This is a genomic window from Salegentibacter sp. 24, from assembly GCF_004362395.1.
In the GTDB taxonomy this organism is placed as follows: domain Bacteria; phylum Bacteroidota; class Bacteroidia; order Flavobacteriales; family Flavobacteriaceae; genus Salegentibacter.
Map to the genome: position 1 here is coordinate 89,850 of NZ_SNWE01000002.1, position 16,941 is coordinate 106,790.

Annotated in this window: 14 protein-coding genes; 2 read left to right on the top strand and 12 right to left on the bottom strand. The window is 36.9% G+C overall.

From position 1 onward, the window contains the following. Positions 1 to 99: 99 nt before the first annotated feature. The 3 genes from DET49_RS01750 to DET49_RS01760 form a co-directional block, all read right to left on the bottom strand. The gene (locus tag DET49_RS01750) at positions 100 to 2,169 is read right to left on the bottom strand and encodes a M13 family metallopeptidase (RefSeq protein WP_133546439.1); all 2,070 of its coding nucleotides are present in this window, start codon (positions 2,167 to 2,169) and stop codon (positions 100 to 102) included. 278 nt (positions 2,170 to 2,447) lie between these two features. Next, the gene (locus DET49_RS01755; protein ID WP_133546440.1) at positions 2,448 to 2,927 is read right to left on the bottom strand and encodes a nuclear transport factor 2 family protein; all 480 of its coding nucleotides are present in this window, start codon (positions 2,925 to 2,927) and stop codon (positions 2,448 to 2,450) included. Positions 2,928 to 3,000: 73 nt separating this feature from the next. Then, entirely contained in the window at positions 3,001 to 3,558 is a 558-nt protein-coding gene (locus DET49_RS01760) for a hypothetical protein (RefSeq protein ID WP_133546441.1), read from the bottom strand. A gap of 155 nt (positions 3,559 to 3,713) precedes the next feature. Here DET49_RS01760 and DET49_RS01765 point away from each other — a divergent pair, with 155 nt between their 5' ends. Beyond that, complete coding sequence (locus tag DET49_RS01765) at positions 3,714 to 4,673, top strand: NAD-dependent epimerase/dehydratase family protein (protein WP_133546442.1); 960 nt, start codon at positions 3,714 to 3,716, stop codon at positions 4,671 to 4,673. Between the two features lie 100 nt (positions 4,674 to 4,773). Here DET49_RS01765 and DET49_RS01770 read toward each other — a convergent pair whose 3' ends face one another. The 4 genes from DET49_RS01770 to aspS all read right to left on the bottom strand — a co-directional run bounded on the left by DET49_RS01770 (position 4,774) and on the right by aspS (position 8,914). Continuing rightward, entirely contained in the window at positions 4,774 to 4,968 is a 195-nt protein-coding gene (locus DET49_RS01770) for a cold-shock protein (RefSeq protein WP_037318850.1), read from the bottom strand. 105 nt (positions 4,969 to 5,073) lie between these two features. Continuing rightward, positions 5,074 to 5,313: a hypothetical protein gene (locus DET49_RS01775; RefSeq protein WP_133546443.1), complete on the bottom strand. Its 240-nt coding sequence runs from the start codon at positions 5,311 to 5,313 to the stop codon at positions 5,074 to 5,076. A gap of 4 nt (positions 5,314 to 5,317) precedes the next feature. Next, positions 5,318 to 7,030, bottom strand: a complete 1,713-nt coding sequence (locus DET49_RS01780) for a chloride channel protein (protein ID WP_133546444.1) — start codon at positions 7,028 to 7,030, stop codon at positions 5,318 to 5,320. A gap of 135 nt (positions 7,031 to 7,165) precedes the next feature. Then, a complete protein-coding gene (gene aspS, locus DET49_RS01785; RefSeq protein ID WP_133546445.1) occupies positions 7,166 to 8,914 on the bottom strand; it encodes an aspartate--tRNA ligase in 1,749 nt (582 codons plus the stop codon). A gap of 319 nt (positions 8,915 to 9,233) precedes the next feature. Here aspS and DET49_RS01790 point away from each other — a divergent pair, with 319 nt between their 5' ends. Next, positions 9,234 to 9,593: a toxin-antitoxin system YwqK family antitoxin gene (locus DET49_RS01790; RefSeq protein WP_133546446.1), complete on the top strand. Its 360-nt coding sequence runs from the start codon at positions 9,234 to 9,236 to the stop codon at positions 9,591 to 9,593. Positions 9,594 to 9,670: 77 nt separating this feature from the next. Here DET49_RS01790 and DET49_RS01795 read toward each other — a convergent pair whose 3' ends face one another. The 5 genes from DET49_RS01795 to DET49_RS01815 all read right to left on the bottom strand — a co-directional run bounded on the left by DET49_RS01795 (position 9,671) and on the right by DET49_RS01815 (position 16,922). Beyond that, a complete protein-coding gene (locus tag DET49_RS01795; protein ID WP_133546447.1) occupies positions 9,671 to 10,135 on the bottom strand; it encodes a cupin domain-containing protein in 465 nt (154 codons plus the stop codon). Positions 10,136 to 10,283: 148 nt separating this feature from the next. Beyond that, on the bottom strand, positions 10,284 to 13,757 hold the full coding sequence (locus DET49_RS01800) for an efflux RND transporter permease subunit (RefSeq protein WP_133546448.1): 3,474 nt from the start codon (positions 13,755 to 13,757) through the stop codon (positions 10,284 to 10,286). 7 nt (positions 13,758 to 13,764) lie between these two features. Then, a complete protein-coding gene (locus DET49_RS01805) occupies positions 13,765 to 14,937 on the bottom strand; it encodes an efflux RND transporter periplasmic adaptor subunit (protein ID WP_133546449.1) in 1,173 nt (390 codons plus the stop codon). A 22-nt stretch (positions 14,938 to 14,959) separates the two neighbouring features. Then, the gene (locus tag DET49_RS01810; protein ID WP_133546450.1) at positions 14,960 to 16,315 is read right to left on the bottom strand and encodes a TolC family protein; all 1,356 of its coding nucleotides are present in this window, start codon (positions 16,313 to 16,315) and stop codon (positions 14,960 to 14,962) included. Next, positions 16,305 to 16,922, bottom strand: coding sequence for a TetR/AcrR family transcriptional regulator (locus DET49_RS01815; protein ID WP_133546451.1), 618 nt, complete (start codon positions 16,920 to 16,922; stop codon positions 16,305 to 16,307). Before DET49_RS01815 ends, DET49_RS01810 begins: the two co-directional genes overlap by 11 nt. Positions 16,923 to 16,941: the final 19 nt, after the last annotated feature.

Here is a 16,941-nt window from a genome sequence, read left to right on the forward strand (position 1 = left end):
GGAATCAGGTCTAATATTGTTTGAAATAAATTTTAAAAAAAAGAACCTCACAATCTCAATCTATGAAAGGAAAGTGAGGTTTTTAGTATATAAAAATTTCTACCAGATTTTCACCCTATTTTCGGGTGCAACATACATCTCATCATCTTCCTCAATATCGAAAGCTGTATAAAAAGCATCTATATTCTGAAGCGGAACATAAGCTCTATACATGCCAGGAGAATGCGGGTCAGTCTTAATTCGGTTTCTTAAAGCTTCTTCACGCATTTTGGTTCTCCAAACAGTCGCCCAGGACATAAAGAAACGTTGTTCAGGGGTAAAACCATCTATTTTACCTGGGTTCCCATGTTTTTCTAAATGTAGCTGTAAACCATCGTAAGCTGCGTTTACTCCCCCAAGATCCCCAATATTTTCGCCTAATGTGAATTCACCATTTATGTATACACTATCTAAAACTTCAATGCTGCTATACTGATCAGCAAGCTCTTTTCCAAGTGCTTCAAACTGTTTTAGATCTTCGTCCGTCCACCAGTTATTCAGGTTACCTTCGGCATCAAATCTCGAACCGCTATCATCAAATCCGTGAGAAATCTCGTGACCAATTACCGCACCTATTCCGCCGTAATTTACAGCTGCGTCCGCTTTATAATCATAAAATGGAGGCTGTAGAATAGCCGCAGGAAATACAATTTCGTTATAGCTCGGATTATAATATGCATTTACAGTTTGTGGTGGCATAAACCATTCACTCTTGTCTACCGGCTGTCCAAGATCGGCCATATTATCAGCCACTCTCCATTTGCTTGAATTCATCATATTCTGGAAATAAGATCCGCCGTTTTCCACTTTTACAATTTCCAGATCGCTATAATCTTCCCATTGATCTGGATAACCAACTTTTATCGTTGTAGTTCCCAGTTTTTCCTTAGCCTTTTTCTTGGTTTCTTCACTCATCCAACTTAAGTTATCAATTCGGTTTTCATAAGCCTTAATAAGATTAGCGATCATATCCTGTGCTTTTTCTTTTGCTTCAGCAGGGAAATGTTTGTCTACATATAATTTACCCAAGGCTTCACCTATCGTTCCGTTTATGGTTTGCAAAGCTCGTTCGTCTCGGGGACGCTGCTCTTGTGCGCCCTGCAATGTCTTGCTGTAGAAATCCCAGTTTGCTTTTTCAATTTCGGTTGAAAGCGTATTTGCAGCATCATTAAGTATGCTCCACTTTAAATAATCTTTCCAATCTTGGATAGCATCCCCATCAAAAACATCCTGAAGGGATTCTATATAGTTTGGTTGAGAAACGATAATGGTATCCATATTTTTGGCGCCAATTTCTTCAAAATAATTATTCCAATCAAAAGCAGGAACCATATTCTCAAGCTCAGCCACTGTTTTGGGATTATATGTTTTTCGAGCATCACGACGTTCCACTTTGTCTAATCGAGGTTCTGCCAAGCTTGTTTCAAAAGCAAGGATTCGCTTTGCTGCATTTGCAGCTTCTTCTTCTGAATAATCTAAATACTGAAGCATCCTGGTGATGTGTTCCTTATATTTCTCCCTTTTCTCCTTGGAATCTGAATCGTCGGACACATAGTAATCGCGATCTGGCAATCCTAATCCAGACGGATAGAGATATGCAGCGTTCATATTACTATTTTTTGCATCTGCACGAACTCCGAAAGAGAAAAATCCAACGCCACCATATTGTTGCATTTCAGTAAGAAATTCCTGCAGGTCTTCTATATTTCTGATAGAATCTACTTGAGCTAAATATGGTTTCACAGGATCAACTCCTTTTTCATTTCTGGCAAGAGTGTCCATAATAGTGTTATAGAGATATACCGCTTTGGCCTGGTCGCTAGTGGGATCAAGGCTATCACTGGTAGAAGCTTTCTCTAATAAAGCAAGGGCATCTTTGTTAGTACGCTCACGAAGTTCCATAAAACTGCCCCATGTCGTCTGATCTGAGGGGATTTCCGTAGAATCTACCCATTTCCCATTTACGTATCTAAAAAAGTCTTCCTGTGGTGAAACAGTTGTATCCATATACGCAAGGTTAATTCCGCGCACTTCTTCTTTTTCTTTGCTTTCTTTAACCTCGTTTTGGCAACTTGTTAGAGTTGCAGCTCCCAAAACGGTTAAAAAGAGCACATTCGTTATTTTTCTCATTTGTGGTTTGAATTATTATGTATTTGCGCGCTAAAGTACTAAAAAGGAGTATACTTAGTATTAGATTTTTTTAGGCCTGTGAATTAAACAACTTTTGTTATTTAGATGCATTTCTAAATTGCTTTTCTTCAATACCATCAATTGTGAAATAATGGGTTTAAATCTTAATTAAGCTTAATATGTCCAATCAATCGCACATAAATGAGAAGTTGTGGGAACAGTCTTTGCCACAAGGTACGAAACTACACACCAATCCATCGGCCCTTAGGTATGGGTAGTCATTGTTTAATTATAAGTTTTCTATCAAATTCTTTCTTTAGCTCAGTTACTTCTTGGACTTTTTCATTAGGAATCGTAATAGAGAGTACGTAGTGGGCGATTTTCCAACCTTCTTCGGTTTTTTGTATTACTCCGGAACCTCTACAAATTCCCATCTGTGTATTCAACAACTCATCAAACCAGGCCATTTTACAGTTTTCCACTATATAGATATTTCGTTCTATGGTTTGAAAATCCCAAGCCTTGCCTTGATCAAAATAGGGTTTTGAAAATTTTCGAAACTCATTATTTTGCCAGTTTTCGGTGGCATCGGTACCAATAAAAATGGCGTCTTTAGTCATCAAATTGAAATATTTTTCAAAATCGGCTTGAGCAGCAGCCTGGTGCCATTGATTAAGAACCGCATCTATATTTGGTTTTTCCTGAGCAGAAATACCCGTACTTAATACGAAAAAAAGTATTGTTAAAATATTTTTCATACAGAAAGATTTTGAATCAAGTTATCAAATTTTAATACATTGATAAGATAGTTGCTTAAAGAGGGGGTGGAATTTACTTTATTGAAATGGTATCATTTGAAATTGTATCTCTTTCAGCTTTAAATTCATCGAGTTCATCTTCAAAATCTTCCAGGGTTTTCAGGAATTGTTCATTAAGTTGAATCTTAAAATTATTGAATTCTTCGGGGATTTCTCCTGCGACTTTTGAAATAGCATCGGCATCTAATTCTCGGCGATTAGAAAGTTGGTCCAAAACTTTTGCTTTTGTAAGTAGGACATTGGCTCGAGCCCTCACTGCATTTGAACTTAATGAATCGGGTATACTGGCACAGAGGGATTCCATGACCTGAGCAATAGGGCGGGAGCTTTCTATTGTTTGCTCCAGATTATAATTCTTTAACTGGTCTACTTCATTCTGTGCGGCAATATATGCAAGCCATTGTACCACTTGTTCCCGGGCTTCAGGCAGTAATATCACTTCTTCGTTTGTAGTTTTAATAGGCTTGTGTAATGTCGTGGAATCTAACTCAGTAGTAATAGTTTTTTGATTATTAGGCGATTCTCCGCAAGACCAAAGAAAAATAAATAATATAAAACCCAGTATTTTCATGTAAACACAAAGTTAATCTAAAATTTTCCAGATTTCATAAAATTCCTCTCTCTAAAAATAAGCACCTAAAAGATTTCTAATAAAAGCAAAGGTTTCACCTGTTTCATTGCGAAAACCTCTTTGTAAATAAATATATTTGCGGAAAAATCAACACCATGGCCGGAAAAATTTTAATTATTGGAGCTTGCGGACAAATTGGAACTGAGTTAACTCTGAAACTGCGTAATCTATACGGAAATCAAAACGTTATTGCCAGTGATATAAAGGAGGGCAGCCGCGAACTTATGGAATCGGGTCCGTTTGAGCCAGCCGATGCTAATGATGCCCGGCGTGTTGAAGCTTTACTTGACCAGTACAATATTAGCCAAGTTTATCTTATGGCTGCTATGTTGAGCGCCACTGCAGAAAAAGCCCCGATGAAAGCATGGAGCCTTAATATGGATTCTCTTTTTCACATACTTAATTTTGCGAAGGATAAAAAAATTGAAAAAGTATTTTGGCCATCGAGTATTGCCGTATTTGGTCCAACAACACCTAAAAATGATACTCCGCAAACAACAATTATGGAGCCTACTACTGTGTATGGAATCAGTAAACAAACTGGTGAAAGGTGGTGCGAATATTTTCACAATAAATACGGAGTAGATGTAAGAAGTTTACGATATCCTGGTATTATAAGTTATAAAACCCTACCAGGTGGTGGTACTACCGATTATGCTATAGAGATCTTTCATGGTGCTCTGAAAAATAATGGTTACACATCATTTTTGGCGGAAGATACAGGTCTTCCAATGATGTATATGGATGATGCGATTAAAGCAACGGTAGATATTATGGAAGCACCATCACATAAGATAAGGGTGCGTTCTTCATATAATCTTTCAGCTTTGAGTTTTACTCCAAAAATCCTTGCGGAAGCAATTCAAAAAGAAATGCCAGAGTTTAAAATCGCTTATGAACCGGATTTTAGACAAAAAATAGCTGATTCCTGGCCTTCAAGTATAGATGATTCTGAGGCCAGAAAAGACTGGCAATGGAAACACGATTTTGATTTGGAAAGCCTGGTTAACGAAATGCTAGGCGGAGTATCTGAACAATTGAGAGCTGAGAAATAATTATTTTATACATTTAATAAAAACTAAATCAGGGAAATAGAAGCATAAAAAAAGCCGCTAATTAGCGGCTTTTCAAGTTCTTGAAATAGGATAATATATATTATTCTATAACGCGTACTTCCGCAGCGTTAACTCCTTTTCTACCTTCTACTTCAACGTACTCAACTTTATCACCTTCGTTCAAGCTCTCGCCATCTAATCCAGTAATGTGTACGAAGATGTCTCTTCCTGTTTCGTCGTTGGTAATGAATCCGTATCCTTTTGATTCATTGAAAAATTTAACTGTACCTTCCATCGTAATAATAAAATAAATAATTAATAAAGAGCAAAGTTAGTATAATATTATTGATGACAATGCAATATTTTTATTTTTCTTTTGAAGGTCTTCTAAAATCGAGATTTAATCTATCCCTTTGTCTTTCATTTTATCTATGTTCTCTTTAGTGAGAGTGTAGTCTTGGAGTCGTTTGCCCTTCCATCTAACATATAGGAATATAGGCATTAAAATAAATGCACTTGCTAGTACGGCAATGCCAATTATTTGGTCTCCCAGCATAACATCTTTAAAAGTTCGGTAATAAAACCCGACTCCAATGGCAATTAATATTAAAACACCTAAGATTTTTAGAAAAGTATTCATACTGTTAAACGGTTACTTCTATTAGTTTTTGACGGTAGGCGGTTAGTAATTTAGATTTTGAAATAAAACCAATATATTTACCATTCTCAACTACCGGAAGATTCCAGGCATTGGTTTCCTGAAATTTAGACATGATATCTTTTGGACTGTCTATAAGTAAGTCAATAATTTTTGGCGCTCGTTGCATAAGTTCACTAACCATGACTTCTTCATACATTTTTTGGTCGAACATTATCGGCCTTATATCATCTAATAAGATAATTCCTAAAAAGTTACGATTTTCATCAATAACAGGAAAAAGATTTCGGGAAGATTTTATAACGCCTTTATGAATAACATCGCCCAGATTCATATCTATATTTAAAGTCACAAAATTCTTTTCTATAATTTGATGAATATTTAGTAGTGTTAGCACCGCTTGGTCCTTATTATGTGTTAACAAATCACCACGTTTAGCAAGTTCCATAGTATAAACAGAGTGCGGTTGAAACTGATTTGTTATCATATATGAAATAGCTGCGGTAATCATTAATGGTACAAAAAGCTCGTAACCACCAGTAAGCTCAGCAATTAGAAAAATCGCGGTGAGTGGAGCATGGAGCACACCCGCCATTAATCCGGCCATTCCTACCATTGTAAAACTGCTTACGGAAATAGGGCTTTTTAATATTCCAAGGTGATTTACAATTAATGCAAAACAATGTCCCATTGCACTTCCCATAAATAACACAGGGGCAAAAATGCCGCCAACGCCTCCTGCTCCAAATGTAAGGGAAGTGGCGATAATTTTAAAAATCACAAGTCCTGCCAGAAGGGCAATTACCACCCAGATATTATCTAAATAATCGTTAAATAGATTAGTTCCTAAGGCATTAAGATAATCTTCTGCCAAGAGATTATTAATCACATTATAGCCTTCGCCATATAATGGAGGAATAAAATAAATAAGAATTCCAAGTCCAAGTCCTCCTATTAACAGCCGATAGAAAAGGGAATCTATTTTCTTAAAAGCATCTCCAATTTTGAAATAAATATGGGTAAAATACATAGAGCAGCCAGCAGCCAGCACTCCCAGTATTATATAAAAGGGGACTTCAGAAATAGTGAAATTGTCCTCAAGTTTAAAAGGTAAAATAATATCGGATCCGAAGAAAAAATATGAGGTGAGAATTGCTGAAACCGAGGCAATAAGCAAGGGCACCATAGAGATTAAGGTAAGGTCTAAACTAAAAACTTCAATAGCGAAAATAATTGCTGCGATAGGAGCTTTAAAGATGGAAGACATAGCTCCAGCAGCCGCACATCCTATTAATAAAGTACGGGAGCTTTGGTTCATCTTAAAAAACCTGGAAATATTAGAGCCCAAAGAGGCCCCAGTCGCTACGGTAGGTCCTTCCAGCCCTACAGATCCTCCAAAACCTACTGTTAAGGGAGCGGTAACAATTGATGCATACATTTGGAAGGATCGCATGATTCCTTTTCGGCGTGAAATGGCATAAAGGGTAGATGGAATACCGTGTCCAATCTTTTTTTTGAAAATAACTTTAATAATAAACAGTGTGAGGCTTAAGCCAATAAGCGGGAAAATAAAATAAAAAGCGTGGTGGTAATTTATAATTAGACTTCCTTCCAGTAAGCGCTGTATAAAATGAGTGAGATTTTTTATAACTACCGCACCCAAACCAGCGGTAAAACCTATAATAGCACTTAATATCATCAGAAATTGTTGATGACTTAAGTACCGGTTTGTCCAGTTGGAAAAACGGATTAATAATTTTGTAGCCTTGTTACCCACTCAAAAAAAATTAAGTGAAGATAAAAAATCCCCAGACGAACGGTGATTTTAATATCATTATAATTTTACCTGTAGATGAAGTTCTTTAAGCTGTGCTTCATCAAGTTTGGCGGGTGCATCTATCATTACATCCCTACCGTTATTATTTTTAGGAAAAGCAATAAAATCCCTAATACTTTCCTGACCACCAAGAATGGCGACTAACCTGTCAAAGCCAAAAGCAATACCGCCGTGAGGTGGTGCTCCGTATTGAAAGGCGTCCATTAGAAAACCGAATTGAGCTTTGGCTTCTTCTGGAGTAAAACCTAAGTAATCGAACATTTTGGCCTGGGTTTCTTTATCGTGAATTCTTATAGACCCACCCCCAATTTCATTTCCGTTCAATACTAAATCGTATGCATTGGCACGTACTTCTCCAGGTTTTGTTTGAAGCAACTCAATATCTTCTTTTTTTGGAGAAGTAAAAGGGTGGTGCATTGCGTGAAAACGCTTTGTTTCTTCATCCCATTCCAAAAGTGGAAAATCCACTACCCAAAGCGGAGCAAATTCACTGGCTTTTCTCAAGCCTAATTCGTTTCCTAAGTGCATACGCAATGCGCTCAATTGCGTTCTAGTTTTAGTAGCCTCACCAGCCATAACTAAAATAAGATCTCCGGGTTCTGCATCAGTAGCTGCAGCCCAGGTTTTTAAATCCTCTTGGGTATAAAATTTATCTACCGATGATTTCAAAGATCCATCTTCATTGTATTTAGCCCATACCAGGCCGTTGGCTCCTACTTGCGGTCTTTTAACCCACAATATCAGTTGGTCTATTTCTTTTCTTGTGAACGAAGCAGCCTTTGGAACCGATATTCCTACAACCAATTCCTGCTCATCGAAAACATTAAAACCTTTATTTTTGACTAGCTCATTCAATTCGACAAACTCCATCCCAAACCGTATATCGGGTTTGTCATTTCCGTATTTTTTCATCGCTTCATGATAAGTCATCCTTGGGAATTTCGCCACTTCCACACCATTGATTTTTTTTAATAGATGTTTGGTCAAACCTTCAAAAATATTCAGAATGTCTTCCTGCTCAACAAAAGCCATTTCACAATCAATTTGGGTGAATTCCGGTTGCCTATCTGCTCTTAGGTCTTCATCTCTAAAACATTTAACAATTTGAAAATATTTATCTATTCCCCCAACCATAAGTAATTGCTTAAAAGTTTGTGGAGATTGTGGTAGTGCATAAAACTGACCTTCGTTCATGCGGCTTGGAACCACAAAGTCACGTGCACCTTCAGGAGTTGATTTTATTAAATATGGAGTTTCAACTTCAATAAAATCCTGGTTTGAAAGATAGTTTCTTACTTCCATTCCTACATTATGGCGAAATTTCAACTTGTTTTTAACCGGATTTCTACGAATATCTAGGTAACGATATTTCATTCTAAGATCTTCACCACCATCGGTTTCGTCCTCAAGAGTAAAAGGCGGTGTTAGGGAAGAATTGAGAATATTAACTTCTGCCACCAAAACTTCAATTTCCCCTGTAGGAATATTTGTATTTTTTGATTCTCGCTCAATCACTTTGCCACTGACCTGAATTACATATTCACGACCTAATTTCTGAGCTTTTTCCATAAGAGTATTAGAGGAGCGTTCTTCATCAAAGATAAGCTGGGTGATGCCGTAACGATCACGCAGATCTACCCAAACCATAAAACCTTTATTCCTGATTTTTTGAACCCAGCCCGAAAGTTTTACTTCCTGGCCAATTGAAACAGCATTTAATTCCCCACAGGTGTGACTTCTATACATAATATTCGTGAAATTTTAAGTAGAGCAAAAGTAAGAAGTTCAAGTGGGTTTCCCGGTAAAATACATGGAGAAAATACGTATTAATAATCCTAATTATATGGGGGGTAATAATATTCACATCATTGAATTGAGGTCTCTCAATTCCTTTCGAATGATGGTTTTTTCTGCGACTTATTTGCTTCAGTCAAGATAAAATAAGCCGTTTAACTGATTGTATATTAAATTACTAAGTGTGTAATGTTAAATTAATGTTACGTGATTGTTGTTTTAAAGTAAACATTTGGTTATATTTGTAAAGTAAAGATTAAAGATCAAGACTATGAAAAAGATAAAAAACATATTAATGGCTGCCCTATTTACCTTTGGAGGGGCCGCTCTAGCACAAGAAAATCCGGAACCTAAATTTGAAAAAGAAGGAGACCTTATTAAAGGAACATTCTATTACCAAGATGGTTCTGTTAGACAAACTGGAACTTATAAAGAAGGAAAACTTCACGGGGAATGGATTGCTTATGATAATGAAGGAAAAAAGCAAAGCATTGCCACTTATACTGAAGGGAATAAAACTGGGAAATGGTTTTTCTGGACTTCAGATAAATTAACTGAAGTAGATTACGATAATAATCAAATTGCAGGGGTGAATACCTGGAAAAGCGATGGTACTTTAGCTGAAAATTAAATCCAATTTCTATATAAAATTAAAAGACCGCCTTTTCGGGCGGTCTTTTAATTTGAGATTATTGAGATTACTATTTCTTAGTTTTCTTTCACCAACACTGCGTCTACCGGATCTTCAAAGGCAATAAAAAGAACGCAGGGTGAATCACCACATTTAGCTGAATGTACTTTATTGGCGGGACCGTACGCATAAGAACCTGAAGTTAAAGTTTGTGGTTGTTCCCCTTCATAAATAACCTCCATTTCACCAGAGACAAGGATCATTCTTTCGGGAGAGGTGTGGGTGTGCTTGGGTATGTATGAATTAGCAGGTACTTTAAAAAAGATATCCGCATTTCTTTCAGCGGGATCTCCGTGCAGGACGGCAACGTTACATCCTTTCGGCATAAAATCGGGACAAGGACCCCATTTAAGATTTGAGTCGTTTTTTTCAAATGTAATGGAATTTTCAGAAGTTTCCTGAGCTAAAACCCAACAGGAAAAAAAGAGTAATAGTAAAAAACTATAAACTTTTAATTGAGCAGGTTGATTGTGAATTTTCATGATTTCCTGAATTTGATAGTTAAATTTTCCAAAGAAAATAATAGCATGCTTTTAATCCTTTAAATTATGCTAATTCAAAGAAAACTCAAACGGGGGTATACCTGTAAAATTTAAAAACCCCAAAGTTTTTGCTTTGGGGTTTTTAATGTTAAATTCTTGCTTCCAGTTTTCGTTGTTTCCGCTCTTTGCGTTTATTATGAGTTTTTACCTTGGCTCGTTTTACCAGATAAAACATAACCGGAACTACCACTAGGGTTAGAAAGGTTGCAAACACCAATCCGAAGATTACCGTCCAGGCCAATGGCCCCCAAAAGATCACGTTATCACCTCCAATAAAGACCTGTGGATTATAATCTGTAAATAAACTGAAGAAATCGATATTCAATCCTACCGCCAGGGGAATTAATCCCAGTACTGTAGTAATTGCAGTGAGCAATACTGGACGTAATCTTGACCTGCCAGCCCTTATTATACAGTCAAAATACTGTTCTCTTGTAAGGAGATCATCATCCTCTAAATTAAGGTCACGCTTTTTACGGTCTATAAGGATTTGAGTATAATCAATAAGGACAATAGCATTATTTACCACAATTCCTGCAAGGGAGATGATTCCCATCATCGTCATAATAATAATGAAATCCATCTGGAAAATAATTAATCCAAGGAATACCCCAACCAAGCTCAATAAAACTGCCATAATAATAATAATTGGCTTGGAAATCGAGTTAAACTGAGCAACAAGAATAAGCAGGATTCCTCCTAATGCTATTAATAAAGCTTTTAAAAGAAATGCCATATTTTCTTCCTGTTCTTCCTGTTCTCCGGTGAATTCTAAAGTAATATCTTTGGGAAGGTCATAACTTCTTAAGGCCGTTTGTAATTGACCCACGATTTCATTTCCATTATATCCCTGAAGCACGTTAGAGTAGAGGGTAATTACTCTTTTTAGATCTTTCCTTTTGATAGAGCTGAAAGAGGATGTAGATTCTTTAGTTACCAATGATGAAATTGGCACCTGAATTATATCTCCTGTATTTTGATCTTTAAAAGTAATGGGTTGATTAAATAATACGTTTTCATTGTATCGGTATTCATCGGCAAATCTTACGTTTATTTCGTAATCATCATCACCTTCTTTGTAGGTAGAAACCTCTTCCCCATAAATGGCTCTTCGTAGAGTTTGTCCTACCTGCGAAGTGGAAACTCCAAGTTGTCCTGCTTTTTTTCTGTCTACTTCTACGCTTAACTCAGGTTTAGATTTATTTACATCTATTTTAAGCTCTTCGATCCCGGCAATACTTAGATCGTTTATGTAAGAACGTAGGTCTTCAGCCTCTTGCAACATTTTTTCATAGTCCTCCCCTTTAAGCTCCATATTTATCGGATAGCCTGTTGGTGGGCCGGCAGCATCTTTTTCTACTACGATTGAAGCACCCGGGAATCCCTGTACTGCTTCGCGGACTTCAGAAAGGACTTTGCTACTGCTTACACCTCGCCTTTCATTAAACTCTCGCATAGATAACGTGATTTTAGCTTTGTGAGGCATTTCATTTTGTTGGCCGCCATCGGTTTGGGGGTTTCCAGCACCTTCGCCTACCTGAGAAATGGCTGACTCTACCATAAAGTTAAAACCATCCTCATCTTCAAATTGCTCAATGGCTTCAAAAATGCGTTGCTCCACCTTTTTGGTAAGTGCATTTGTCTTATGAATATCGGTTCCCTGCGGATATTCAATATAGGTGATAACTTGATTGGGTTCGTTTTCAGGAAAAAACAAGACTTTTGGTTGTACCAGGCCTATCAGGACAAAAGAAATAAAGAGCAGAAGTAAAGTTCCAAAGAAAAATACATAGGCTTTTTTTCCTCGTAGAGCATATTTAAGAGTTTTTTCGTAAGCATTCTCCATTCGTTTTAGTGCAGTGTATTGAAAATAATCTACCCCTTTTGATATAAAATATTTATATGCCCAAAGTAGAATAGCAGCTAAAATTAAGATATTTCCAAATGCTCTTATTGATCCTGCATCAATTACAAAACCTACAATAAGCAACAATATGCCAAATCCTCCAAGAATAGAACTAATTCTTATAAGTTTTTTCTTGGTGAATTCACCTTCCTCCGTTTTCATGAATTGGGAAGTAAGCATCGAATTAATTATAAGGGCAACAAAAAGTGAAGAACCTAAAACTATGGAAAGTGTAATTGGGAAAATCACCATAAAACTCCCAATAATTCCCGGCCATAAGCCCAGTGGAAAAAAGGCAGCCAGGGTTGTGGCCGTGGAAGCAATAATAGGCCAAGCAATTTCACCTAAACCTTGCTTGGCAGCCTGTTTTCTTGGCATTCCTTCATCCATTAAGGAGTAAACATTTTCAACCACTACAATCCCATTATCAACTAACATCCCCAGACCCATAACCAGCGCAAAAAGCACCATGGTATTTAAAGTATATCCCATACTTGAAAGGATAATGTAAGAAAGAAACATGGATAGAGGAATCGCGATTCCTACAAATAATGCGTTTCTAAAACCAAGAAAAAACATTAAAACCAACACCACCAAAATCACTCCGAAAATAATATTGTTGACCAAATCATCTACCTGGCTTCGGGTGTTGGTAGAAAGGTCGTTGGTAAGGCTGATGCGTAAACTTTCGGGAAGGTATTCTTCCTGTTCTTTTTTTACAATTTGCTTAATTTGATCCACTGCCTCAATCATATTCTTGCCGGCACGTTTTTTAACATCCAGCATAACTACCGGTTCACCATATTCGCGAGCAAAAGTAGTAGCGTCTTTTTCCTGGAAATTAATATCAGCAATATCTTTGAGAAAAATATTCCCTCCCTCAGTCTTTACAACAACGTTTTCTAGTTCTTTAGGATCTTCAATTTCGCCAATAATCCTGATGTTTTTTTGAACTCCACTGCTAATTATATTTCCTCCTGAAATTGTCCTGTTTTCGGCGCTAACCGCATTAATAATATCCGAAAAACTAACTTTTGAAGCCGTCATCTTATAGATATCTACCGCGATTTCAACCTCCATTTCCTCGGCACCCCGAATACTTGCTTCTTTAATCTGAGGAAGCAATTCAATGCGCTCCTGAAGATATTCGGCATACTCCTTTAACTGTTGTACGGTGTAGTCTCCCGTCAGGTTAATGTTTAAAATAGGTTGTTCTTCTGAAATATTCAGGTCGAATACATTTGGTTCTACCTTAGCCCCATTGTCTAAAGTAGGCCAGGTGGTTTCGGCTTTCACTAAATCTACCTTGTCTTTTACTTTCGTTTTAGCACTTTCTATCTCTACGTCTTCCTCAAATTCTACAATTACCAATGAGTAATCCTGAAAGGTAGAAGATGAAATTTCTTTAACTCCACCAATATCATTAAACTCCTCCTCAAGTGGCTCGGTTATAAATTTCTCAACGTCTTCGGCCGAGTTCCCTGGGTTAACAGAGCTAACATAGATTTTGGTTTCTACAACCTCAGGAAATGTTTCCCTAGGCATATTATAGTATGACATGAGTCCGCCAATCATAATAATAGCGATAATTACATAAACCGTCATTTTATTATTAATGGCCCAGGACGAAAGCTTAAATTCTTTATCTAAATTCATAGTTAACTTAGTTTCTTATTTTAACTTCCTGACCATCTCTAAGGTTCTTAGCGCCTTCTAGGATCAAGGTTGTACCACTTTGTATTCCGCTGGTTATTTCTATTTTGTTGTTATAGGAATAACCTGTTTCCACAATCTGTCTTTTTGCAATACCGATATTTTGCTTGCCTTCTTTTTCCTCAAGGATAAACACTACGCTTTCCCCCTGGGCATTTTTAAGTATTGCATTCTCGGGGATAACCACGGCGTTTTCTGCAGTATAATCGTTTAGTTTAAGGGTTGCTATTTGGTTAGGTCTGACCATTCCATTTTCATTAGGTACTGCTACCTGTATAGTGAAGGAACGGTTATTGGGATCAATAATATTTCCAACTCTTTTTACCTTTCCCTCAAATTCCCGTTCAAGGGAACTAATTTTAACAAGTACATCTGTTCCTTTGTTTATTTTGCTTAAGTAAGTTTCAGGTACAGCGGCTTCTACATACATATTTTTCAAGCTAACCAAACGGAATAACCGACTTTGTCCTGGACTTACAACTTCACCTTCTTCGGTGAAAATTTCATCAATAATTCCGCTAAATGGTGCTCTCACAACGGTTTTTTCTAGTTGGGATTCCAATCTGTTAACCGAATTTAACATAGATTCATAATTGGTTTTAGCCTCCAGAAATTGCATTTCTGAACCAATATTTTGTTCCCAAAGGCGCTTTTGCCTCTCAAAAGTAGTTTTAGCCAAATTGGCCTGGGTTTCTAATTGCGCCAATTCGCTTGAAAGTCCGCCATCATCAATGATGGCCAGTACCTCCCCTTTATTTACACGCTGGCCTTCTTTTACTCGTAAGTCTTCTAGGATCCCCGAAAATTCAGAATAAATAATGATGTTTTCATCTGTTGCAACATCCCCCTGTACCTCGGTGTAATGTTTAAAGAGGGTGTCGCCGACTTCCTGGATTACCACCAGGTCCAAACGTCTACTTTCGTCCAGACGTTCTATCGCCTGTTCCAGCTTGTCCAGTTTTTGAGTTAATTCGCTTTGTTCTTTGCTTAATTCAGCCTTTTTGGCCTTAATTTCAGTGAGGTTTTCATTTTCTATAAGTTGATCTATAGATTTTCCTTCCTCATTATTCCCACAGGACAGAAATAAAAGCGGAATACTTAATAAAATAGCTAACTTTTTCATTGTTGATATTTGCTGAGTATGTTTAATCTTCATTTTTATATTTACTTGTATCCAAAAGGTTTTCCAATTCAACCTTGGCGGTTATTACATTGAGCATAGATTGTAAATAATTCTGCTGTGCCTGGTAAAGTTGTCGTTGGGCCTCGCTTAGTTCAAAGCTACTGGCAAGACCTTCAAAAAATTTAATTTGATTTTTATTTTCTATCCTTTGAGCAAGCTCAAGATTTTTCTTTTGAACTAAGTAATTTTCAAGGCTAAATTCATAATCACTCTTGGCTGAATTGATTTGACGCTTTATTTCATTTTCGGTTCGTTGAAGTTCAATCAATGCCTGCTCATAAGCGATTTCTTTTTGCTGTGTTCTCGCGTTTCTCATTCCGCTACTGAAAATGGGAATATTTAAACTAACCCCTAAAATAGATTGCCCGAAATATTCCTGATCTTCATTTAAAAAAGTAAATTCCTGGCTGAAACCCTGTACACCATAATTAAGGAATCCACTTAAAGAAGGTAGTGCTTTGGCTTTTTCTAACTTTACTTCAATTTGACGAGATTCTGCTGTGTTTGCCGCTATACGATAATCTATATTTTCCTCAATGGGAATATCTTTTCGCAGGAGTTGGAGATCAAAATATTGAATCGCTAATTTTTCTAGTTCTTCAGTAAGAATAACCGGTGTATCAACCGGAATCCCCAGGGTCAGGTTGAACATTTCATAAGCAATATCAAGCATACGCATGCTTTTGCTTAAATTGTTTTTTAAGCTAAGTAAAGTGATCTCGAGCTGTTCTACATCTTCCTGCTCAGCAAGCCCACTTTTATAGATCTCGTTAGTTTCATCATAATTTTGCTGAACGTTTTCAACATTTTTCTTAAGAATTGCCACGTTTTCTTCAGCCAGTAAAACATTTCCGTAGGCATTAATCACTGCTTCTTTTACCTGAAGATTAGTTTTGGTTTTAGCGTTTTCAGAAATTTGAAGTAAAGTTTTAGCTGACTGAATCCCAACAATATAAGAGCCGTCAAAAATTAGCTGATTCCAGGTGGCGGTGGCATTTACATTTTGTTGAGTTCCAAAAGTAACCGGAGTAAAGGTGCCCGGCTCGCCACCAGTAATCTCTGCGGGTAGTAAAGTTACAGGTTGTTTAAGGTAATTTTGATAATCGGCGGTAGCGCTAATTTGTGGTAAACCCTGTGCAATAATCTCCCATTTTTGTTTTAAGGCTATTTGGATGTCTTTTTTCGCATTTATTGCGGAGTAGTTATTCTCTAGCCCAAATTTTATAGCTTCCTCCATAGAAAAGCTGTATTCTTCTTGAGTTTCCTGGGCTATACTATTTAGCGGAATCAGTAAAATTAAAAGGTATCTAATTTTCATTTGCTGGCTTATTAGAATTTAATAATTCATCTAGTGTGTTTAATCCTTTTTCAGTACAAATTGAGCTGAGATGATATTTTAAAAAATAGTCCATGAGCTTAGCATTGCTGTATTCCTCCTGTGGAAAAAGGTTTTTATCTTTTATACCTAGCATTCCCACAAAATAAATTCGGCTTATAAAAGAAATTGGAATATCTCCTTTATAATGCCCAGAGGTAATACCACGCTCAAGGTTTTTAATAACATTGCGTTGCACGATTTCAAATTGCTTTTCACGTAACGGGTAATATACTTCGGGGTAATATTTTTTTAACTGAAATTGGGGAGAACTCTTTTCGTTCTTTAGCATATCCATAGCGTATTTTTTCATCTCATAGGTCTCAACTATGGGGTTGAGGTTTCTTGAACTAAGTTTGGTAGTCCCAAGATCTATCTCTTTAATGAGATAATCTACTGTTGCCTTCACCAGTTTAGTTTTAGTACTAAAGTGTGCATATATGGTCTTTTTAGATATAGCCATTTGTTGCGCAATATCATCCATTGTTACACTTTTAAAACCAAGGTTTAGAAAAAGTTCCGCTGCATTTTTTAAGATATCTTCTTTCACTATTACTTTGAATTTCGCG